At 60.0% G+C, this 21,799-nt stretch carries 17 protein-coding genes; 8 read left to right on the top strand and 9 right to left on the bottom strand.

Annotation, left to right across the window (positions count from 1 at the left end; translation table 11 throughout):
* The 3 genes from JNN07_28590 to JNN07_28580 form a co-directional block, all read left to right on the top strand.
* Window positions 1–265 (top strand): hypothetical protein (locus JNN07_28590; GenBank protein ID MBL9171722.1); only part of this gene is annotated, 265 nt, incomplete at its 5' end.
* Window positions 266–554: 289 nt separating this feature from the next.
* Window positions 555–1,352: an SDR family oxidoreductase gene (locus tag JNN07_28585; protein MBL9171721.1), complete on the top strand. Its 798-nt coding sequence runs from the start codon at window positions 555–557 to the stop codon at window positions 1,350–1,352.
* Entirely contained in the window at window positions 1,339–2,247 is a 909-nt protein-coding gene (locus JNN07_28580; GenBank protein MBL9171720.1) for an ROK family protein, read from the top strand. The genes JNN07_28585 and JNN07_28580 overlap by 14 nt, the downstream gene beginning before the upstream one ends.
* Before the next feature lie 166 nt (window positions 2,248–2,413).
* Here JNN07_28580 and JNN07_28575 read toward each other — a convergent pair whose 3' ends face one another.
* From JNN07_28575 to rfbF, 3 genes are read right to left on the bottom strand one after another with little or no spacing between them, the layout of a single operon-like run.
* Entirely contained in the window at window positions 2,414–3,643 is a 1,230-nt protein-coding gene (locus JNN07_28575) for a methyltransferase domain-containing protein (GenBank protein MBL9171719.1), read from the bottom strand.
* Entirely contained in the window at window positions 3,640–4,770 is a 1,131-nt protein-coding gene (gene rfbG / locus JNN07_28570) for a CDP-glucose 4,6-dehydratase (GenBank protein MBL9171718.1), read from the bottom strand. The genes JNN07_28575 and rfbG overlap by 4 nt, the downstream gene beginning before the upstream one ends.
* Window positions 4,755–5,528 carry a glucose-1-phosphate cytidylyltransferase gene (gene rfbF, locus JNN07_28565; GenBank protein MBL9171717.1) on the bottom strand — a complete coding sequence of 258 codons (774 nt, stop codon included), beginning with the start codon at window positions 5,526–5,528 and terminating at the stop codon, window positions 4,755–4,757. The genes rfbG and rfbF overlap by 16 nt, the downstream gene beginning before the upstream one ends.
* A 276-nt stretch (window positions 5,529–5,804) precedes the next feature.
* Here rfbF and JNN07_28560 point away from each other — a divergent pair, with 276 nt between their 5' ends.
* From JNN07_28560 to JNN07_28540, 5 genes are all read left to right on the top strand, one after another.
* Window positions 5,805–8,642 (top strand): immunoglobulin domain-containing protein, encoded by a 2,838-nt coding sequence (locus tag JNN07_28560; GenBank protein ID MBL9171716.1) that lies wholly within the window; start codon window positions 5,805–5,807, stop codon window positions 8,640–8,642.
* A 134-nt stretch (window positions 8,643–8,776) separates the two neighbouring features.
* Window positions 8,777–9,052: a hypothetical protein gene (locus JNN07_28555; GenBank protein ID MBL9171715.1), complete on the top strand. Its 276-nt coding sequence runs from the start codon at window positions 8,777–8,779 to the stop codon at window positions 9,050–9,052.
* Window positions 9,053–9,274: 222 nt separating this feature from the next.
* Window positions 9,275–9,709: a response regulator gene (locus JNN07_28550; protein ID MBL9171714.1), complete on the top strand. Its 435-nt coding sequence runs from the start codon at window positions 9,275–9,277 to the stop codon at window positions 9,707–9,709.
* Window positions 9,709–10,491 carry a hypothetical protein gene (locus JNN07_28545; GenBank protein MBL9171713.1) on the top strand — a complete coding sequence of 261 codons (783 nt, stop codon included), beginning with the start codon at window positions 9,709–9,711 and terminating at the stop codon, window positions 10,489–10,491. Before JNN07_28550 ends, JNN07_28545 begins: the two co-directional genes overlap by 1 nt.
* 15 nt (window positions 10,492–10,506) lie before the next feature.
* Window positions 10,507–11,721 carry a TlpA family protein disulfide reductase gene (locus JNN07_28540; GenBank protein MBL9171712.1) on the top strand — a complete coding sequence of 405 codons (1,215 nt, stop codon included), beginning with the start codon at window positions 10,507–10,509 and terminating at the stop codon, window positions 11,719–11,721.
* A 924-nt stretch (window positions 11,722–12,645) separates the two neighbouring features.
* Here JNN07_28540 and JNN07_28535 read toward each other — a convergent pair.
* From JNN07_28535 to glpK, 6 genes are all read right to left on the bottom strand, one after another.
* Entirely contained in the window at window positions 12,646–14,424 is a 1,779-nt protein-coding gene (locus JNN07_28535; GenBank protein MBL9171711.1) for an amidohydrolase family protein, read from the bottom strand.
* 60 nt (window positions 14,425–14,484) lie between these two features.
* A complete protein-coding gene (locus JNN07_28530) occupies window positions 14,485–16,089 on the bottom strand; it encodes an alkaline phosphatase (GenBank protein MBL9171710.1) in 1,605 nt (534 codons plus the stop codon).
* Between the two features lie 112 nt (window positions 16,090–16,201).
* Window positions 16,202–17,290 carry a galactose mutarotase gene (locus tag JNN07_28525; GenBank protein MBL9171709.1) on the bottom strand — a complete coding sequence of 363 codons (1,089 nt, stop codon included), beginning with the start codon at window positions 17,288–17,290 and terminating at the stop codon, window positions 16,202–16,204.
* 75 nt (window positions 17,291–17,365) lie between these two features.
* Window positions 17,366–18,304: a peptidylprolyl isomerase gene (locus JNN07_28520; protein ID MBL9171708.1), complete on the bottom strand. Its 939-nt coding sequence runs from the start codon at window positions 18,302–18,304 to the stop codon at window positions 17,366–17,368.
* A gap of 500 nt (window positions 18,305–18,804) precedes the next feature.
* The gene (locus JNN07_28515; protein MBL9171707.1) at window positions 18,805–20,298 is read right to left on the bottom strand and encodes a glycerol-3-phosphate dehydrogenase/oxidase; all 1,494 of its coding nucleotides are present in this window, start codon (window positions 20,296–20,298) and stop codon (window positions 18,805–18,807) included.
* 3 nt (window positions 20,299–20,301) lie between these two features.
* A complete protein-coding gene (gene glpK / locus JNN07_28510; protein ID MBL9171706.1) occupies window positions 20,302–21,798 on the bottom strand; it encodes a glycerol kinase GlpK in 1,497 nt (498 codons plus the stop codon).
* Window position 21,799: the final 1 nt, after the last annotated feature.

Here is a 21,799-nt window from a genome sequence, read left to right as displayed (position 1 = left end):
GAAGTTTGATCTGCTCTGGGAAGGACACAAGGTCGCTGGCGCGGCCCAGCGGCGCTCGCGACAGGCCCTGCTCATTCAAGGTTCTGTGCAGCAACAGCCCCCAAACGTAAAGCGCTCCGATTGGCAGGAAAGTTTCCTGCAGACCGGCGAACAACGCTTCGGCACGCGCGGCGTCCCCTACACCCTCACACCGCGAATCCAGCAAGCCGCACGAAAACTCGTCGAGACCAAATATTCCCAGAGTAGCTATCTGGAAAAGCGCTAGCAGGCCGCCAAACCAACAGGAGGGTTTCCGTCAAATGTTCAACCACCAAGGACAACTCTAAGACAAGACCCCAGCCGCTCCTTTAGCCGCAAGAAACAAAAGACAACAAAAGAACTTCTGAGCCCAAGCCCTCACCCACCCGGTACCCGTCCGCTTCTTTCGTCTCCTTTCGTTTTTTGCGGCTAATGCCGGAGTTCCTCCTAAGAGGGCCCCTGCGTATTGAGTAACAGATCTCACCGGACAACCACGGCTCTTGCGTGGGCGGTGTTTGCTGCTAGCGTCCTGCGACATGTCCAGCGAACTGGCGAATCAAGTCTTGGTGATCATCGGAGGAACGACCGGCCTGGGCCTTTCCGCCGCCCGAGCGTGCGTGGCCGCAGGCGCACGGATCGTGGTGGTCGGACGCACGAGCGATTCGGCCGACCTCGCCCTCGCCGAACTCGGCTCCCCCGCCCGGTCCCTGGTTGCTGATGCGACGCACCCCGATACCGCAGCCCAAGCCATCCGCCTCGCTCTGGACTCCTTCGGCGGCTTCCACGGGCTCTATCATGTCGCCGGTGGAAGCGGTCGAAAAATGGGCGATGGTCCGCTCCACGAAATCACGAATGCGGGATGGACTGGCACTCTCGATCTCAATCTCAATTCCTTGTTCTATTCGAATCGAGCTGCCATCCAGCAATTCCTCAAACAGGGCGGCGGCGGGACGATTCTCAACATGGGCTCCGTACTCGGCCAGTCCCCCTCTCCGCGCTACTTCTCCACGCATGGCTACGCAACCGCCAAAGCGGCGATTGTTGGATTGAGCCAGTCCGCCGCTGCCTACTATGCACCCCACAACATCCGCGTGAATGTTGTCGCCCCGGCCCTGGTCGCGACCCCGATGTCGCGTCGCGCGCAGGAGAATACCGAGATCCTCGACTTCATCCGGACCAAGCAGCCGCTCGAGGGCGGACGCATTGGCCGTCCGGAGGACCTGGATGCCGCGGCGATCTTTTTTCTATCCCCCGCCTCGCGCTTCGTGACCGGTCAGGTGTTGGCGGTCGATGGCGGATGGACGGTTTCCGAAGGACAATATGAGCCAGCCTAAGTCCCCCGCCTACTCCATAGGCATCGATCTGGGTGGATCGAGCGTCAAGTCCGTCGCGGCGACCCGCGATGGTACCATCCTGGTCCGCCGCCAGGTTGATTTCGATCCTTCCGCCAGCATGGACTGGGCGAAGCGAATAGGGGAAGTGGTTGCGGACATCGAACGACAACAGGGAACCCAGGCCCAAGCGGTGGGACTTGCTGCTCCAGGCCTGGCATCTCGGGCCGGTGACGCCATCGCGTTCATGCCGGGAAGGTTGTCGGGGCTCGAAGGCTTGAACTGGACCACTCGCCTGCAGCGCCAAAATCCGGTCCCGGTTCTCAACGATGCGCATGCCGCGCTGCTCGGCGAGGCCTGGGTGGGCGCGGCTCGCGGCCTGCGCAACGCCATCTTGTTGACGTTGGGAACGGGAGTCGGCGGAGCGGCGATGATTGAAGGAAAGTTACTGCTCGGCGAGATCGGGAGAGCTGGGCATTTCGGGCATGCCTCGCTCGACCCGTTCGGCAAGCCAGACATCTGCGGAGCTCCCGGCAGCCTCGAGTTGGCGATGGGCAATTGCACCATCGGCGAACGCTCGGAGGGGCGATTTGCCACTACCCACGATTTGGTGAAAGCATACCAGGCAGGGGACCCTGCCGCGGCCCAAATCTGGCTGGACTCCCTCCGCCGACTCGCCGCCGGCATCGCCTCCTTTATCAACATCCTGGATCCAGCGGCCGTGATCATCGGAGGTGGCATCGCCCGGTCCGGTGATGCGCTCTTCGTGCCTTTGCGAAAGCTGCTCGACGGCATGGAATGGCAGCCGGGCGGCTACTCTGTTCCTTTGCGACCGGCTCAACTCGGCGAGTTCGCGGGAGCCTTGGGTTCCGCCTACCGCGGCTGGCAGTCGACCTAGCAGGCCATCGGACTTAGAATGTCGTTCTGCGGGCTGCCCACCCGAGCTATCGCTTGGTGCCAGGGCTGTCTGGGCCTCGGCCTGCTAGAATTCACCCCGACTCCGAGTGGGGGTGAGGTAACTCCATCCACAGATCGACTCTTGTCCGCAGGAAAAATACCTAGGGCTAAACCGTCCGCAGCTCGGGAACCGGGATAAGAAATTTGCCCCCCGCGGACCGGTAAGCGGATTGCTGGGCAAGGATCTCATCAGCGAAGTTCCACGTGAGCAACAGAGTGTAGTCAGGCTTGCGCACGAGAAGCTGTTCGGTGGGGAGGATCGGAAGGTGTGTTCCGGGGGTTAGCCGACCCTGCTTGTAGGTGCTTCGATCCACCACGTAATCCAGCTCCTCGGCCCCAATTCCAAAATAGTTCAGCAAGGTGCTGCCCTTGGCCGATGCCCCATAAGCAGCCAGGCGCTTGCCTTCTCGCTTGAGACGGCGCAGCTCCGCCACCACCTCCTCCTTCAGCTCCTGAACGCGATGGGCGAACTGCTCGTAAGGCCGAGCTGATGCCAGGCCTCGCGAGGTCTCGTCCTGAAGCCGATCCGCGACGCTCGGCTTAACCGGACGGACGCCTCGGTGTCCCGCAAACAGACGGAGGGAGCCACCGTGAATCGGCAGACGTTCGACGTGGAAGATCTCCAACCCATGACGATCCAGCAGCGGCAGCAGCGGGATCAATGAAAAGTAAAACACATGTTCATGGTAGATCGTGTCGAATTCCCGATTCTCCAGGAAATCCAGAGCGTACGGAAATTCAAGAATGACCTGCCCATCCGGCTTGAGCAGCCGCTTTAAACCGGAGACGAAGTCGTTGATGAACGGGGCATGGGCGAAGACGTTGTTGCCCAGGATCAAATCCGCCGCCAACCCCTCCTCCACCAGTGTGGTGGCCGATTTTTCGCCAAAGAACTCCACGCGCGTCGGCACCCCCTGCGCCACGGCCGCCTGGGCGACATTCGCCGCGGGCTCAATGCCGAGGCAGGGAATGCCGGCTTGGACAAAGTTCCTGAGCAGATAACCATCATTGCTGGCGATCTCCACCACCCGGCTGTGCGCACCGAGACCCTGCTCCACCCGATAGCGCTCGCAGGCGATGCGCGCATGACGGAGCATGGCATCCGAAAAAGAACTGAAATAGAGATACTCGGAGAACAACTTAACAGGAGGCACCAGTTCCCCGATCTGAACCAACCAGCACCGGGGGCATACCAGGAGTCGGAGTGGGAATCGTGGCTCCGCTTGGCCGAGATGTTCCGGGAGCAGGAGGTTGTTGGCCAAGGGCTGCAAACCCAAATCCAACACGGGTTGCAGAGTCGCATGCCCGCAGGATCGGCAGGAAAGCGCTCCGGTCATCCGCCCCCCTTCCCTGCCCAGGTCGCACCGGAGGCCGCTGCCGCACGAGTGAAGCGCTCAATCTGATCGACCGAGAACCTCACCATCTCCTCCGCAGCATTCAGATGCCTCCGCTGATACCACGTCATGGTTTCCCGAACCGTGGTTTCAAAATCCCAAGTTGGTCGCCATCCCAGCACCCGAGCCGCCTTCTCGATGTTCAGGTTCAACTTGGACGCTTCGTGCGGCGCATTGGGCGGCGCCAGGCTTTTCCATGCCCCGGGCCAGACCTGAAGAATCCCTTCCACCAAATCCACCACTGGCCGGTTGGCGGTCGGATCCGGACCAAAATTAAAGGCGCTTGCCACCTTGGCGTTCTTTCCGTCCAAACCCAGCCGAGCACCCAACCAAAGATAGCCGCTCAGGCAATCGAGCACATGCTGCCACGGACGCGTCGAGTGGGGGTTTCGCACCGCGATCGTCTCTCCGGCGAGCAGCGCGCGCACACAGTCCGGAACGAGCCGATCCTCGGCGTAATCCCCACCTCCGATGACATTGCCCCCGCGGGCCGAAGCCACATTGCCGAGGGCGGGGTTGTCCTGAAAGAACGAGCGCCGCCACGCCTGCACCGCCAGCTCAGCCGCCGCCTTGCTCGCCGAATAAATGTCATGCCCGCCCAACGCGTCGCTCTCCTGATACCCCTCCGGCTTCCCGACGTTCTCATAGCATTTGTCAGTGGTGATCACCACCACGTGAGCTGGAACGCGCGCCACTCGCACGGCCTCCAAAACCTGGGCGGTGCCCAGCGCGTTGATGGTGAACGTCGGCAGCGGGTCAAGATAGGAACGCCGAACCAAAGGCTGCGCGGCGAGATGAAAGATCACATCGGGGCGAACGGTGCCAAACACCTCCTGCATGCGCACCCCGTCCCGCACGTCCCCGGGATACTCGTTCTCAATGGCATGCCCCTGAATCAGCTCGAATAAGCTGGGCGAGGTGGGAGCGCCATGACCGTAGCCAAAAACCCGCGCCCCCAGATGGTGGAGCCACAATGCCAGCCAGCTCCCCTTGAACCCGGTGTGCCCGGTGATCAGGACGGTTTTTGAAGCGTAAAAGCGTTGAAAGCAGGGAGTCACCAGATTTTCCATGGGGCTTGGCCGGATTGCCACATCTTGTTCAGCAGCTCGTGCTCGCGAAAGGTGTCCATGCACTGCCAAAAGCCGTGATGCCGATACGCGTGCAAGAGCCCCTGGCGGCTGAGTGTCTGCATGGGCGCTCGCTCGAAGATGCAGGCGTCGCCATCGAGATACTCCCCAATCCGTTGATCCAGGACAAAAAAACCGCCGCTGATGAACGCCGCCTCCCGCTCCGGCTTCTCATGAAAGGCGGTCACACGGTCGCCCTCCATCATCATCTCCCCAAAACGACCCGTGGCGTTTACCGCCGTCACGGTCGCAACCCCGCCGTGCTGACGATGAAACGCGATGGAGTCATTGATATTGCTGTCCGTCACTCCGTCGCCATAGGTCAGCAAAAAAGTCTGGTCTTGGACATGCTTCAAGGCACGCCGAAGCCGTCCGCCTGTCTGCGTCTCAGCACCCGTGTCGAGCAGCGTGACGGTCCAGTCCTCCTCGTCATGGGTGTTGTGATATGTAATCTGTGGCTTGGCCCCAAGCCGGAGCGTGACATCGCTCGTATTCCAATGATAGTTGCGGAAGTAATCCTTGATGATCTCGCCCTTGTAGCCCAGGCACAGCACGAAGTCCTTATGCCCAAAATGAGCATACGTCTTCATGATGTGCCAAAGGATAGGACGCCCACCGATGGGGACCATCGGCTTCGGACGAAATTCCGTCTCTTCCCGTAAACGGGTTCCGAGACCACCACAAAGGATCACAACCTGCATAGTCGGCTCATTTCTCGTGTTGAGGATAAGAAGGCTAGGAGACCCGGCCACTGTGTAACAATAGAATTCTTGATGCCAAAATCCGTAGAGAGAATCTCCATTCCACCCCCTTGCTTTAGTTCCATCTAGCTCTTAGTTTGACCTCGCTCAGGACACTTGGCTTACAGCCCTGCTTGGCTGCAAATTGCACGTAAGGTAGGGGCTCAATTGTTCCGAATGGTTCTTTGGAACGGTTAGCCGAGACCGAGGGTCGTTGGTTTGATTGCTCTGAAATTCATGAAGTTTGATTGTATCAAGGGAGAATGGGGATTTTGGCCCAAACCGACAGCGGCCTGGACATCCTCATCAAGACTTCGTCTCTGCCCTGCCTGGCTCCTGTCCGGATTGATCAGCCTAGTAATCACTGTAGGCTCTTATGCCGCAATACCTTCCAACGACAGCTTCCTAAACGGCAAGCTGATAACTGGCGGCGTGGGCACCCTCTCCGGCAGCAATGTGGATGCCTCCAAGGAAGAGGGCGAACCCGCCCACGCCGGCAACGCCGGAGGAAAGTCGGTCTGGTACCTCTGGCACTGCAGCTCCGGGGGCACGGTCGATTTCAGCGTCCAAGACGCCACGTTTGGCTTTGCCCTGGCGGTCTACGTCGAGAAAACGCTCGAAAGCCTTACCCCCATTGCCAGCGGACTCAACAGTTCGGTGAGCTTTCAACTCGCTCCCGGGCAGGTCTATCGAATCGCGGTGGATGGCATCGACGGTGCCAGCGGGGACTTCACGCTGCGTTGGTCGCAAACCCTCAAGCCCGGGGGAGGGCCGGATCTTCTGGTGCCCGAACGATTGGTGAACCTCAAGATCGTCGAGCAGATTTTCACGGAGGACGACCGCTCCGTCTGCGAGGTAGAAGAACGCTGCACCGTGCTAGGTCGACGACGCTTGCTGCGCTTCGACATGCACACCTTCAACCTGGGCACCGAGGATCTGGTCTATGGATCTCCAGCCGACAGTCCCCTCTTCCAATACGCCGCCTGTCACAACCACTACCATTTCGAAGCGCTGGCCACCTATCGCGTGTTGACCGTCAGCAACGACCTGATGCGCATCGGCAACAAATTCGGTTTCTGCCTGGAGGATGTGCAAAACGTCGCCGCCCCCTCCGGGGCCACCCGACAGTTCACCTGCGATCTCCAGGGAATCCAGGCCGGCTGGAGTGACATCTATGCGGCCGATCTCCCTTGCCAATACGTGGACATTACCGGCTTGCCTCCAGGAGATTACGTTTTGGAAATTGAGGTCGACCCCCTGCATCAGATCCCCGAGAGCAATGACGACAATAACCTCACCCGGGTGCCATTCACACTCACCGCTCCGTGCTCCAGCCGTCCCGCCAACGACGATTTCGTCAACGCCGAACAGCTCTCCGGCTCGGTGGTCACCGTTGTGAATGACAACACCTGCGCCACCCGCCAAACCGGGGAACCCAAGCACTTGGCCGACGCCGGAAGCGCAGCCTCAAAATCGATCTGGTATTATTGGGTCGCGCCTTACAGTGGCCCCGTGATCGTGAGCACTGAAGGCAGTGCGTTCGAGTCCGTCGTAGCCGTCTACACCGGGAACACCTTGGCCGAACTCAATGATAACCGAGTGGCGGAAGGCGGTGCCATCAGCGAGCTCAACAAGCAATCGCGGTTGAGCTTCGAGGCGGTCGCCCAAACAAAATACTATGTTGCCGTCGATGGCTTCAACCTCGGGTCGGGGTCCCCGGGTGGAGTTGTGGTGCTCAGCATCAATCCGGAATCACCTGATGAGTTCGCCAACTGTCTGCCACTGGCCGGCAGTGATGGGCGGGTCTCGGGCAATATCTTGAATGCCAGCATGGAGGACGAGGAACCAGCGCACGGACCTGCCAACGGAGGGAGCTCGCTTTGGTATTGCTGGACCGCACCCACCTCGGAGACTTTCGTTTGGGATACCGTAGGCAGCAGCTTCGATTCCTTCCTGTCCATTTACACGGGCGATAGTCTGGGAGGCCTGGTCCGGGTAAGCCAAGACGACGACTCAGGCGGGGCAGGAACCAGCCGGCTCAGCCTCCAGGCCATCGCGGGCACCACTTACCATGTCGCAGTCGATCGCCGCGATGGCACCAATGGATACCCCACCACGGGAGTGCTGGCGCTCAACTGGCACAGCTCCGCCTATCAGCAGGCTCCGGTGATCATCGAGCAGCCCCACAGCCTGGCCACATTCATGGGGACCAATGAAACCCTGAGCGTTTCAGTGGCAGGCACTCTTCCGCTGACTTACCAGTGGTACCGATCCGGGATCCCGATCCTGGATGACGACCATGTCTCCGGCGCCACCGCCGCTAGCCTCACGTTCACGGACATTCGCGAGAGTGATCGCGGAATGTACGAAGTCCGGATCCAAAACCAGCTAGGCTCGGTCACCAGCCAAATCATCAGTGTGGTCGTGGCCAGCCGCATCCGGGTGCTCTATGTCGAACCTCGAACCGGCACACCAGGATCCATCGTGCCCGTAACACTGTCGGTCGCGGCGAATGGCGGAGAACACTCGTTCCGCTTCTCACTCTCTTACGACCCGCTTAAACTCTCCAATCCCGTGGTGCTCCCCGGCCCCGATCTGCCTGCCGCTGCGGTGCTGGAATCGGACACAACCAAGAGCACGCTAGGCCAGATTGGCATTCGAGCCACCCTGCCTCCCGGCGCAGTTCTCAACTCCCGCGATGCCGCGCTCATTGTGGTCCAGTTCAAATTGGATGGTAGCATTCCTGCCGAGCAGCGAGTCACCCTCTGCCCCACAGACCAGCCCTGGGCTCGGGAGATCCTGGACGTGGACGGGCTGCCACTCCCGACCAAGTATGCCTGCGGTGTGATCGTCCCGGACTTCCAGGACATCTTAACCGGGGCCTTCCTACCCGACGGCAGCTTCCAGCTCCAACTCCAAGGCATGCCGGGAGTGACCTACGAGTTCCAGTCCTCGACCGATCTGAAGACCTGGGTGCCGCTGGCCACCGAACAGAACCAAAGCGGCCAGCTAATCGTGACCGATACCAGTCCTCAAGCCGGGGATCGAAGGTTCTATCGCACCCTACGCAAATAACTCTGGCTCAAGATTAAGCAAATCTAAGAACCTCCTTCAGAACCTAGTGTTGTCCGTCCGATATTATAGAGGTCGGTAGTATGGGAAGAGCTTAACTAGCAAACCCAGCCGACCGAATAGATACAACCTGGCATATGAGTGTGAATCCAAAGAAGACGACCCGATCGAACCCCATCGAGGAAGGTTTGACCTCAAATCCTCGATCTGGGGTGACGTCGTCCTCCCCGTTCACCCCGGCGCAGGTCGAATCTTCCCATCTGGATCAGGCCCGAATCGCCCGCGCCCGCCAATTGCTGGACCAAGATGGATACCCCTCCGAAAAGATCCTTAGGTCCATCGCCAAGCACCTCGCCCACAATTGGGCAGACTCCGGTACGGGACCGGTGATCCTCTCCCCACCCCGTTCCTAATCGGCTTCAGAATCTTCACTCAATTGTAGGTTGGCAACTTCAGGGAAACGTGATAGGCATTTGTTGCCCGGTTGTTTTGCGTCGGAGGAGGCAAGGGCCGATGCAGAGGGTTGTTGGGTGCGAACATCAAGTGAACTTTAATGTGGGCTTTCATCTGCATGAGAGGGTCACGGTTTCGAGCTCGACCCTTCTGAGGCAAAGTCTCCTCGGACGCGCAGCTCGATGAATGAACGCACGATAATCTTGATTGAAGACAATCCCGACGATCGGGAATTGACTCTGAGAGCCCTGAAGCGATGTCGCCCCAACCAGGCAGTAATCGCCATGGAGGATGGGGCTGAGGCTTTCGCCTTTCTCACCAGCACTAAGCGCGGTTCCTCAACCGACCAACGTACACGCCCAGCGTTAATCCTTTTGGATCTGAAGATGCCCAAGGTTGATGGTCTGGAATTATTGAAGCGGCTCCGATCGGAGTCCAGCACCCGGCTCCTGCCCATCGTCGTTCTTACCTCCTCCAATGAACGTCGGGACGTCCAAAGCGCCTATCAGTCCGGAGCCAATAGCTACCTGACCAAGCCGGTGGAGTTTGAACGGTTTGTGGAACTCGTAGACTGTCTGTGTCGCTATTGGCTCGATTGCAACGAGCCTCACTACTGATGCCCACCCCCCATCCGGCCATCCAAGCCTTCGTCTCGCAGATCGGCGAAGGACTCACCTTCGGCCAAGTCAGGGTGCAGCAGCGCGGGCGCGGCTACGAGCTGCGTCATCGTGACGACCATAGCAGAGCACCCGACGAATTGAGGCTCATCAGCGCCAGCGAAGCCCGGCAGATGAGCCAATCCACGTCGACAGGGGTGTTTCGTCCCCTGAAAGGTTCGCCTGATCTCCCGGCCGGCTGGAGACTCGAGGCCGGCGACCTGGCCGAACTCGATTTCGCGCTCGGGCAATTTTATCCTGGGTCGATCGCTGATTGGTTCACCGTCCAACAACGGTCCGATGCCGCGATCTCCTACCGCGACTACACCGAGCGGCAGACCGGAATGTATCGGCTGACGGCAATGGTGACGGATGCGCAGGCAAGGCATATTGCGCGGGCTTGCTGCGATGTCCGTTTCTGCCTCAAACGTCGGCTCTGGGCGGTCCCGGATCTCCCGGCGGACACGGTGGCGGAGAAGAGCATGGTCCCCTGTCTGGAGCCCTGCCCTGTATTGATGGAGTTTGCCCGCAAAGCAGCCAGGATCGAGCAGGAGGAACCAACCGGTTCAGCGCTTCATCCCGAGGAAGTGCGTTCCGTCCTCGCTTTGATTGAGCAAGCCGAGGCCGCCCCGTCCCAAGCGCGCCAGGCCGACTTCGCCGATCCGCTGAATCCTCGCCGGCTCCTATTGCTGCTTCACAAGCTTTCTGCCCCCTCTGCCGCCCCCGCCAAGGTGGGCGAATAAACCAGTCCTTCCATCATGAATTTTCTTAGCCTCAAGGACCCTGCAGTCCTTCCTCGAATCCAACTCCTCCACAGCTCGGCCTGCTTACTCATGCTGCTGCTTTGGGGTGCCGGATGCAAACCATCGGCCCCCTCAGCTGCGGAGCCTCAGGCACAGCCTTCCGCCCCTCCACCCCCCGCCGAGATGGTCACCATCGAGGGCTTGAACGTCGGCCAGATTTCCGAAGCGGATCAAGCATGGGAAGAATTGGTGAAGTCCTTGCAGGCTCCGCCCGCTCCCGCCGAATGGGAAACTCGAGAGCCCAGCCCTGAAGAGTTGGCGGCGTTCGAGCTCAAGCTCGGTGCCGCCGCCGCGGAGGGTGCGAAGCGCGCGCTCGTCTTTCATGAGAAGTTTCCCACTCACGACAAGGCCAGGGAAGCTCGCGAGCAGGAACTCGAATTGCTGAGCGTCGCCGCCGAACTCGGCCAGACGAATGTCCTCGAGCGGTTGTCACGCCTGGAAACGGCAAGGCTGAGCGACGCCAGCAGCACCACCGAAGATCGGCTCGCAATCCGCATCAAGCAACTACAGCGCCAGGTGAAGGCCAGTGACGACTCCGCCTCCAGCAACTCCGTAGCCGCCATGGAAATCGGCGTGCGATCCATTCAGAAGGACTTTCCCGAACGGGCCGAACCCCATGCTTTAATGCTCTCAGTGGCGGATGGCTGGATGACCGCCGGCGAGACTGGACGCGCCCAGCAACTCGCCACCGAACTGGCCGGCATCAGCCTGCCGGAGCAGCTTCAGGAAGGTGTCAAGCGACTCCAGGATCGATTGAACCGCCTCGGAAAACCGGTCACATTCAAAGCCCCGGGGCTGGATGGAAAATCACTCGACCTCGGCGTGCATCAAGGCAAAGTCGTTTTGCTTCATTTCTGGGCCAGCTGGAGCGCCAACTCGATCTCCGAGCTACCGAAGCTCCAAAAGGTCTTTAACGAGTTGCACCTTCGAGGCTTTGAGATGATCGGCATTTCCCTCGATCGGGAGCGACCCGAACTGGATCAGGCCCTGGCCGATCACAAGATCACTTGGCCACAGACCTTCGGGCCCGATTCCGAACGGCTGGCAGAGGAGTTCCAGATCCAGACCATCCCGTCACTCTGGTTGATCGACAAAAAGGGGAATCTTCGCGACGTGAATGCGCGAGGCAATCTGGCCGGTCGAGTTCTGCGTTTGCTCGACGAAAAATGACCGGGCGTATGAAGTCGGCACGCCGAAAGCCGCCGCTTCCTACGGCTTCACCATGAGAGCCGCCGGAGCCCTGGTATCCGGTCGGCTACCGCCAATTCACAACTCTTCAGGTCTCACCAATGCCGCTCCCCACCTTGGCCTCCGCACGACCAACTCGCTGAACGTACGTTCACGCGATTGGTCGTGGGTGTGCGGGTCCATCCATCAGCGTGGCGCCGACTCTCTCGACCCAAGATCCTCACAACTAACTGTTCCATAAAAACTTCCGTAGCGTAACGCAATCACGAAACCTCCCCAACACCGTGCTCCATACGACCACGTTGCTGAACGTACGTTCACGCGGTTGGTCGTGGGTCCCGGGCCGGGAACTGCTCAGGATTTGAAAGCTGACACAGAGAACAGGACCGTCGCCCTGCCTAGAACTGGACCCGGAATAGGGCGGCTTCGCGAAAGTGGCAGGTCCAGGATACTATGCGGAGTTGGGGTGGGCACCTGGAGAGGATCTAATCGGTGCATATCTGGCCTTGGACCCGGGTTTGCACCGCAGAGACGGGAAGAGCGCAGAGAAGACCGAACCCTACGTCAGAGGACCGGGGGGAATGCCGGTCGGTCGCACCCAGACGCAGGATCAGAGAGTTGTCTCCTCCCCGTCCTCTCTGCGCCGCTGCGTGTCTATGGCAGCGGCAGCACCCCAATAAAGCCGTATATGGGGCATGGACTCACGACGAGGCCAAGTGGGGAGTTCGTAGCTCCACCCGCTTCCTCTTGGGGATGAACGCGGCGCCGCGGAGACGTAAAGACGCGGGCCGATGGGAACCCCACTCAAGAGCTTCCGAGTATGGACTGCGGTGGCACGCCCTCATCGTCTCTGCGCTCATCCCGTCTCTGCGGTGCAAATCCGGCCGGGCCTCGTTTTAGCTCAGCTCACTTCTCAAACTCGAGCCAGCCAAAACGGTCAAAGGTGTGAAAGGATCCGTTCAAGGTGGGGTTGCTCGCCAGGAAGGCTTTGTGCGCTCGATCGATCCGATAGAGGTTCATGCGCCACTTCGTCCCCGGCTGAGGAGCGGTTTCCGAAAGTGCGCTCAAGGGGATGCGAACCGAGCACTTCCAAACCTTGCGCTCTTCATCCACCGTGACGACCGACTCCATCCCGCTGCTCCAGGCGAAGTCTGAGTGGGGCCGGCGAATCTTGAGATCCAGCGACTCTCCGTTCGGCGCCCATTCATACTCCGTGTAATGGTCAGGATGCGCCGGATCGGAACCGATGAACGCCTCCACTACATCCTTATCCCAAAGCGCCTGCCCATTCTTAATGCGCTCCTCCTTTTGAACAGTCGGATACACTGTCAGGGTCTTGAAGGGACAATCGTATTGTAGGTACAGGAAGCGATCCGACCACAGCACGCGGCAAGTGGTGCTCAGCTCGGGACGCGCCTTGCCGTCCTGCGTCTGCTGCTCTAGAGGAAAAGGGGTTGCCCGTGACCACGTCCCCGGGCGATCCCGGCCCTCGATGGGAAAGTCCTCGGCAATTCGCGCGGCGCGAATGCGGGTGAACGGCAAAGACCGCACCAGCAGCCGACGCGCATTGTCAAAATAGATCTTCCGCAACACCTCGGTTGGCAACCCAATGGAACTGATGTTCCAATCGCCCTGGATCGGAGTCATGTGCGGCCAATCCCGATCCTCGGTTTCCAACCATCGCCACTCTTTATGGAAGAACTGGGCGGCCTCGTCGTCGCTGGGACGCTCCGCGTCGCCAGCGCTCCCCAGGATCAAACGACTATACACCTGAAAATCGGTGGCAAAAAAGATCCGATCTTGATGCTTGATGAACAACCGGCGCACGCGCTCGGGATTGTGCCGCCCGATCTCCGGGATGCGCGCTGCCAGATCGGCATTCATGTTCGGACGGGTGTCCAACATCCGCTCAACCCAGTCCAGATCCTCTGAGTTGTTCGCAAAGTGCACGCAAACGAAAGTGGTGTTCGTATGGCGAACAATCACCCGATCCAACGCGGCGAGAAGCTGCTCTCGACTGGGAAATTGCTTAGGATCGCCGAACCACCACTTCGGATGATCCTTCAGCTCCTTCCAACGTTCGTTCTGCTGATTATACGGGAGCCAGAAGGCCTTCGGATCCGCGACGTGAATGCTGACCGGCAGCTTCAGCTCGCCGCAACGCTTCCAGACTGGATCCAGCCTGGGATCGTCGATCGGCAGGATCTCCCCAGCCTTATTGCGAATGGTAAGTCCCAGGCGCTTGTACTCCTTGAGCCCGGCTGCTCCCAGTCGGTGGGCTTCCTCCACTTGCTTGACGGCCCGTGCGGAGAAATCCGGATCATCCAGACCGGTGTAGTCCAGGTTGAAGTAACTCAGGAAGCGATCAGGGGCGACTTTCTGGGCCAACTCGGAAACCCGCTGGAACTCGGAGATCTCACCAGGCTTATGGGTCACCGTGCCACCACTGAGATTCACGGCAACGCCAACCCCCACGCGATCATTGATTCTAAGCGCCCGCTGAAACCGTTCCTCCAGACCTTCAATATGCTGGTGCAGGTCGATCACCCGATGATGCGCCCGCCAAACATCGCCTTTCCATGGACGAGGAGACTCCCCCGCAAGGCCCATTCCAGCGGACAGAGCGACCGACACTCCAAAATAAGCCAACCGTAACGCCGCGGGCCTCAGCGAAAGGGAATTCATGGCTACGAGCCTAGGCAGGCTGACGGATCCTTTCAACCAGGATTCCAGGGCGAGGCGCCCTCAGACCCATTGATAGTCACCGTGTCGCTCGACCTCCGTAGCGGAGGGCCCCCCTGCCACCAGCGGTTCGTCGGGGTTGCGAAAGTCGATCTTCGCCAACCCCAAATAGTGGCGGAAGACATCGGTGTTCTTAATGAAGCCGTGGAAGTGTTCCGCCCCCGGACCAACGGCCAGGACGGGAACATGGTCCGAGGTATGGCTGGTTCCGGTAAACCCAATGCCCAAATGATTGGACAACACATCGCCGAGAGCGCTGACATCCGATTTGCGTACATCGTAGAGAGCTTCCCCGGCGTTGGAAAGATGCAGACGCAACAGTTCAGCCTTGCGGTAGGGCATCTTATAGCCGGTGGCGGCTTGAACCAGCTCCACAATCTCCGTAGGTGTGGCCACGTTCTCCTCTTCCTTTTTCTTTCGGGTGGCCTCACGTTCTTTTTCAGTGGCGGATTTGGCAGCTTCCTTCTTCTTTTCAGCCTCCTCGTCCAATTCCTTCTCCGGCGGTTCTTCCGCTGTGCGGCGCTTGAGCGGCCGAAGCAAGGTTACAAAGGAGCTTTTCACCTCCTTGAGATTTTGAAACACCTTGCTGCTATCCGCGTACGAATCTCCAGTTCCGTTCAAACCCAGGTTGGCATTGCCGTGATCGGTCGTGAGCACCAGCAGGGTGTCAGGAACCCGTTTTTGGAACTCCACACACGCGTCAATCGCCTCGTCCAACGCAATCTGGTCGTGCAGTGCGGCGGCCGCGTCGTTGTTGTGGCAGGCATGATCGATGCGCGCGCCCTCGACCTGCAGGATAAAATGGTTCTCCTTCTCCAATCGACGCAAGGCGGCGGCAGTCATGGTGGCCAGGGTCGGGACATCCGCTCGCAGCTTCGCATCCGGGATGTGGTCCAAGGCGTAGGGAAGATGGGAGGCTGCGAAGGTTCCCAGCCAACGCGCATCGGTGGGGGCCACCGCCAGCTCCGCCGGAGTTCGCAAGATCCGGTAGCCCGCTTTCGCGAAGGCGCCAAACAGGTCCTTGCCGTCGAGCCGATAGCTCGCCTCGAAGAACTTGGCTCCCCCGCCGAGGAGCACGTCGATCTCCCGTTGGAGATACTGTGAAGCGATGGTGGTAGCCATTCCCCGCTTCTTGACGGAGGTGGCGAACCCAGCGGGAGTGGCATGAGTGATCTCGGCGGTCGTCACCAACCCTCGTTTCCAGCCCGCCTGGGCGAAAAGCTCGTAGAGGGTCTTCAGAGGCTTATCCTTAGAGGATTGGTTGACGGTCCCATTGTTCACCCGCACCCCACTCCCCCAGCTCGACGAGGCCGCGGCCGAGTCCGTGACGAGCGAGTTGAGGGATCGGGTCTCCATCAAGCCCAGATGAGACCCCGGCTGATTGCAGAGCTTCAACCAGGTCAGACCGCGGCCGCGAAGACGCAAGGACAGCTGGTCGGCGCAACTCAGCGTTCCAGCACTCATCCCGTCGCTCACGATGTGAATGATATGGCGAGGCCGTTGCCCGGGTCGGGCCGGCTCGGTCGCTGAACGCGCAATCCAGGGGGCTCCGACGGCCGAAGCCGCCAGCACGGATCCCCTGCCAAAAAAGTGACGTCGATTAAGCATAATAAATCCACCCCCCGGGTAAGAACGGGGAAGCGAGCCTTGATCAGACGATACACCGGACGGGAGATTCAAGGGAGATTCGGGCCTCGCCGTCGCCCCCCGGGCCGGGTGGTCAGGGGGCTGAGAAGGCGAACACTGTAGAACTGCGCAGCCGCTTGCCTGGTCGCAGGATGGTGCTGGGAAAGCCAGGTTGATTCACGGAATCTGCATAGTGCTGAGTTTCCAGACAAATTGCCCCATTCTGCAGGTGATTCCCGGTGTAGATCTGAAGACCGGGCTCGGTAGTCCGAACTTCCAGAACGCGTCCGCTGCTAGCCTCACGCACCCGCCCCGCCAGCCTTAGGGATCCCCGGGCTGGCTTAATGATGAAATTGTGATCGTAACCTTTGAGATGGGAAGGCAGCTCCCGGATTCGGGAACCAACCTTGGCAGGGGTGGTGAAATCCAAGGGGGTTCCGCGCACGGAGCGAATTTCGCCGGTGGGAATCAAGGCTTCATCCGTCACGGTATAGGTGTCGGCCGACAACCAAAGTTCATGGTCGAATACATCGCCCCTACCCGCCAAGTTGAAGTAAGCGTGATTGGTGAGGTTTACCGGGGTCGCCTTGTCCGTGGTAGCGCGATAATCGATTCGAAATTCATTGGCGTCAGTTAACGTATAAGTGACAAAGACCTGAAGATTGCCCGGATATCCCTCCTCCCCATCGCGACTCAAGTACCCGAATTCGACCGAAGCCTCATGCCGGCGCACCGGAAGAGCCTTACCCTTCCAAACCACACTGGCAAAGCCCCGGTTGCCACCATGGATGTGGTTTGGTCCGTTGTTCGCCGCCAGGCGATACTCCCTTCCATCGAGAGTGAAACGGGCTCCGCGGATCCGATTGGCCACCCGACCGATCACCGAGGCTGGCGCGTTGAATCCCTTTAGATACGACTCCAGAGAAGGCGCTCCGAGCACGATGTTTCCCATTCGCCCATGTCGATCGGGCACGCTCAACTCAACAATGGTCGCGCCATAGCCCATCACCCGCGCCACACATCCCTGACGGTTGCGCAGCGTAAACAAGTCGACGGCCGTTCCATCGGGAAGATGCCCAAAGATCGAACGCTCGAGACGTTGAACCGAACCTCGGTCAGCAGCAGAACCGAGGTTCAGCAACCCCAACAAACTCAAGAGCGCCAATCGTAAGGGGAAATTCATGGAGCAGATCCTGCGCAGTCATCCGACATTGGCAACTCGAAACCGCGAGCCGCTGTCCCGCATAACACCGCCGCGCTAAGGCCGAAGAGGAACGGTGCGCACGGGAAGGGGCACATTGCTGATGTCGATACGGCCCGCGGCATGCTGAAACCATTCCTCGCGGCGGTTTCGGCGGGACTCGATCAACGCCTGGAACAAGGGAGTATCACTGCGGAGAACCTCCAGAGCCGTTCGTTCGCCTAACGGCACATCGGCCGCCACTCGGATGGATCGTATCGGAACATGCTGTTCGACCTTCTCATAGAATCCCATTGCTCCCGTTCCGCGCGGCAGCGTTGTGAGCTTCTCCATGCCTTGGATCACACGTCCGAACAAAGTCACGTTGCGATCAAGCTGCCGTGGCGCTTGTCCGATCACCACATACAGCTCCGCCCCGCCGCCACTGTCGGGCCGAACATCCCGTCCTGCCCCCACCATGCCGTAGGTATGGATCAACCACATCTTCCCGTTTCGACGATCGCGTGCCACCGGAAACCCCGCCGTGAAACCCACCTCGGGAGCGTAGAGATCCCCATCGGGCAAACGAGTAAAGGGGACCCGGCGGTCGTAAGCTCGATCGAATTCGGGGGGTAGCGTCTTGGCCGCGCGACGGATCGGCCGTGCTGAGCCAGCCTTCTCAGCGTTGGGATCGCCCCACTGAACCACGTAGTTTTCCTGCGCTCGAATGATAGCCAATCCATCAAAGTAGCCTTCTCGGACGAGCGCCTTCACGTTGGCCACATGGCCCGTCGCGAACCAGGGGGTCAGCTCGATCACCACTCGTCCGGAGGGCAACTCGAGGTAGAGGGTGTGTTCCGGATCAAGCGGTCGCCAGTCACTCGGCTGAGAACTGGAAAGAAGCTCCGCCATGGAGGGATGAGATTTCTTTAGGGACGGAGGAACAGTCGCAGCGCAGACCGCAACCTCGATGTAAGAGCCCACCACCAGCAAGCAACAAAGCGATCGCCAAAGCATGCAAACCAGTGTGCCAGGACCTCAGCCCCGGTCCAGTCACAAGGCGGGGCTGAGGGAAGCGGAGCCGAATTGCACCACGGAGACGGGAAGGGCGCAGAGACGCGGGCGGAAGGGGACCGGACTGAGGAGCCTCTCTATATGGACCGCGGTGGCACGACCTAAGCATTACCCACAAGTTCAGAAGATCTTGGACCTCTATCCCAACGGGATAGCGCCCCAAAGCCCAAGGTTGCGAGGAACGAGCTACCCTGGGAAAACGCCATAGAATTCACAACCCCATCGTGGGTTGCGGATGTTTCGGGGGTGTTGGCGATCCAGGCGCACCCCACGATGGGGTTTTCCAGAAATCAACGACTCACCCAGGGTAGGCGCTCCTGCTTCGCGCCAACCCTGGGCTTTGAGGCGGAATCCCTTTGGGATTCTATGGTAGGAAAGCCTGGAGCTGTTATGGGCTCGAAAAGGTCTCTCCCTACCTTAATACGGGGCGGATGCTTCTCAGCTTACGGTAGGTATTGACGCGCCAGCGCACGAAAAGTTGCCACTTGATCCTGTTTCCACGCCTCGGTCTTCACCAGCCGGCTCCGAAGAATCTCCGCCACGGGTTCGGCCATCTCCAAACTGGCTCCAACATCCAAGAAAAGCGCGCGCGTGCGGCGGCTCAGCACATCCTCCAACGTACGGGCCATCTCAACCTCAATCGACCGCAGCACATCGAACACTCGATAGGGAAGACGCGGATGAAGCGGTCCGTCCAACGCAGACTCGGTCGGAATCCATTCCGCCGCGCGCAGCGGGAGGTCGCGAGTCCGGCACGAACGGGCCTCCAACGCGCCCTGACGAGCCGCACAGTCCACCGTCTCTTCGGCCATGAACCGATAGGACGTCCACTTGCCTCCGCTGATACTCACTAGCCCGGAGTCCGATACCGTCAATCCATGCTCCCGGGACAGTTTTGCGGTCGCCACGCCCGGAGCAGCCTTCAACAGAGGCCGCACGCCCGCAAAACAGCTACGTACGTCGGCAGTAACCGGCTTTCGCTGCAACAGCTCCCCGGCATGTTCCAGCAGGAAGCGAATCTCCTCCGCTAGCGGCCGCGGCTCCAGCAAAGCCTCATGGACGGGAGTATCCGTGGTTCCCACCAGAGTGTGCCCTTGCCAGGGAATCGCGAAGAGGACCCGACCATCCTTCGTCTTGGGGATCATCAACGCAGTCCCTCCCGGTAGAAAGGAACGATCCAGCACCACATGAGCGCCTTGACTGAAAGACAGCGACGCCGCCGCACCCGGTACATCCATCCGACGAATGGCATCGGAGAAAACCCCGGTCGCATTGATCACTGCCCGCGCTGATAACTCATAGCTCTGCCCCGTCTCCGCATCCTCGGCAATCACTCCGACTGTCCGTCCATTCTGCTTGAGCAGAGATCGGACGGGAAAATAGTTCAGAGCCACCCCAGAGTGCAGGAAGATCGCCCGAGCCAGCCGGATCGCAAGTCCGGCATCGTCGAACTGGCCGTCCACATAGCGGATCCCGCCCGCTAGACCGGTCGCATTGAGGTTCGGCACCTCGCGCAGTGTCTGCTCGCGATTCAACCAGCAGGTAGCTCCCAAGCTCAGCGAACCAGACAGGGCATCGTAACAAGTCAGCCCCACACCGTAGAAACACTTCTCGAACCAGGAAGACACGGGAATCACGAAGTTCAACGGGTGCACCAAATCCGGGGCGTTCCGCAGCAAGAGCCCGCGCTCGCGCAGCGCCTCCCTCACGAGCGATAGGTTGCCCTGCTTCAGGTAGCGCACCCCGCCGTGAATGAGCTTGGTGCTACGACTCGACGTGGCTTTGGCAAAGTCGTGTGCTTCGAGCAACAGCGTGCGATAACCTCGCGATGCGGCATCCAGAGCCACACCCAACCCCGTGGCCCCACCGCCGATCACGATAAGATCCCAGGGCGCACCGCGCGCGTCCAGCTGGGCGATCGCCCACTCACGATTCATGGGCTAGGAGGCCTCCGGAGTTTCCCATTCCTTCGCCCGCTGCAGCGCTTTATTCCACCCAGCCAGCCGACGCGATCGCTCGGCCGCCTTCATACCCGGAGTGAACCGCCGGTCCATCTGCCATTGCGCCGAGAGCTGTTCCCGACTCTTCCAGTATCCCACCGCCAATCCGGCCAGGTAGGCCGCGCCCAAAGCGGTCGTTTCCGCGACGCGAGGTCGAGCCACCGGGACATTCAAGAGATCTGATTGGAATTGCATCAGCAAGTTGTTGGCGCTCGCCCCTCCGTCCACTCGAAGTTCCTTCAGCCGAATGCCCGAGTCTGATTCCATTGCGTGCAAGATGTCTCGAACCTGAAAAGCGATGCCCTCGAGCGCCGCCCGGGCGATGTGCGCCGACTGGGTACCTCGGGTCAGTCCCACCAGCACGCCGCGCGCATACGGGTCCCAGTGCGGGGCTCCCAACCCAGCGAACGCGGGAACCAAATAGACACCATCGGTGTCCTTCACCCGCTTGGCCAACTCCTCAACCTCCTTCGAGGACCGGATGATCCCCAGCCCGTCCCGCAGCCATTGGACCACGGCACCAGCAATGAACACGCTTCCCTCGAGAGCATACTCCGTGTGGTTGCCAATCTTCCACGCGACGGTGGTCAGCAGATTGTTCTTCGAAGGAATGGGTTTGGCCCCGGTATGCATGAGCATAAAGCAGCCCGTGCCGTAGGTGTTCTTGATCATTCCCGGACGCGTGCACACCTGACCGAACAAAGCGGCCTGCTGATCTCCCGCAATGCCCGCGATGGGGACTGGAGTGGGGAAGATCTCCGCCTCTCCGTAGACCTCGCTTGAGCTGCACACCTCCGGCAGTACCGAGCGAGGAATCTCGAAAAGGTCCAGCAATTCGTCGTCCCATCGACCCGTCTTGATGTTGAACAGCATGGTGCGCGAGGCATTGCTGGGATCAGTGACATGCTGCTTGCCTCCGGTGAGCTTCCAGATCAGCCAAGAGTCGACGGTGCCAAAAGCTAAGGTACCCGCCTTGGCTCGGCGCTTGGCACCCGGCACGTTCTGCAGAATCCACTGCAGCTTCGTGGCGGAGAAATACGCATCGATAACCAGCCCGGTCTTTTTGCGAATGAGCGGGGCGAGTCCTCGCCGTTTGAGACGATCACACATTCCCGCCGTCCGGCGGTCTTGCCACACGATGGCGTGGCCTACCGGCTCCCCGGTCTCGCGATCCCACACCACGGTTGTCTCGCGCTGATTGGTGATTCCGATAGCCGCCACTCGGGAGGACTTGATGCGGGCCCGGGCGAGCACCTCGGCCGCCACGCCGGACTGGGTCGCCCAAATCTCGTTCGCGTCGTGTTCCACCCATCCTGGACGAGGATAGATCTGACGAAATTCCTTCTGAGCCATCGCCACCACCGAACCGCGATGATCAAACAAGATGGCTCGCGAGCTCGTCGTTCCCTGGTCGAGGGCAAGGATGTATTGTTTCATG

Source organism: Verrucomicrobiales bacterium (assembly GCA_016793885.1).
In the GTDB taxonomy this organism is placed as follows: domain Bacteria; phylum Verrucomicrobiota; class Verrucomicrobiia; order Limisphaerales; family UBA11320; genus UBA11320.
The sequence above is the reverse complement of the archived record's forward strand: the minus strand, read 5'-3'. Positions and strand labels throughout refer to the sequence as shown.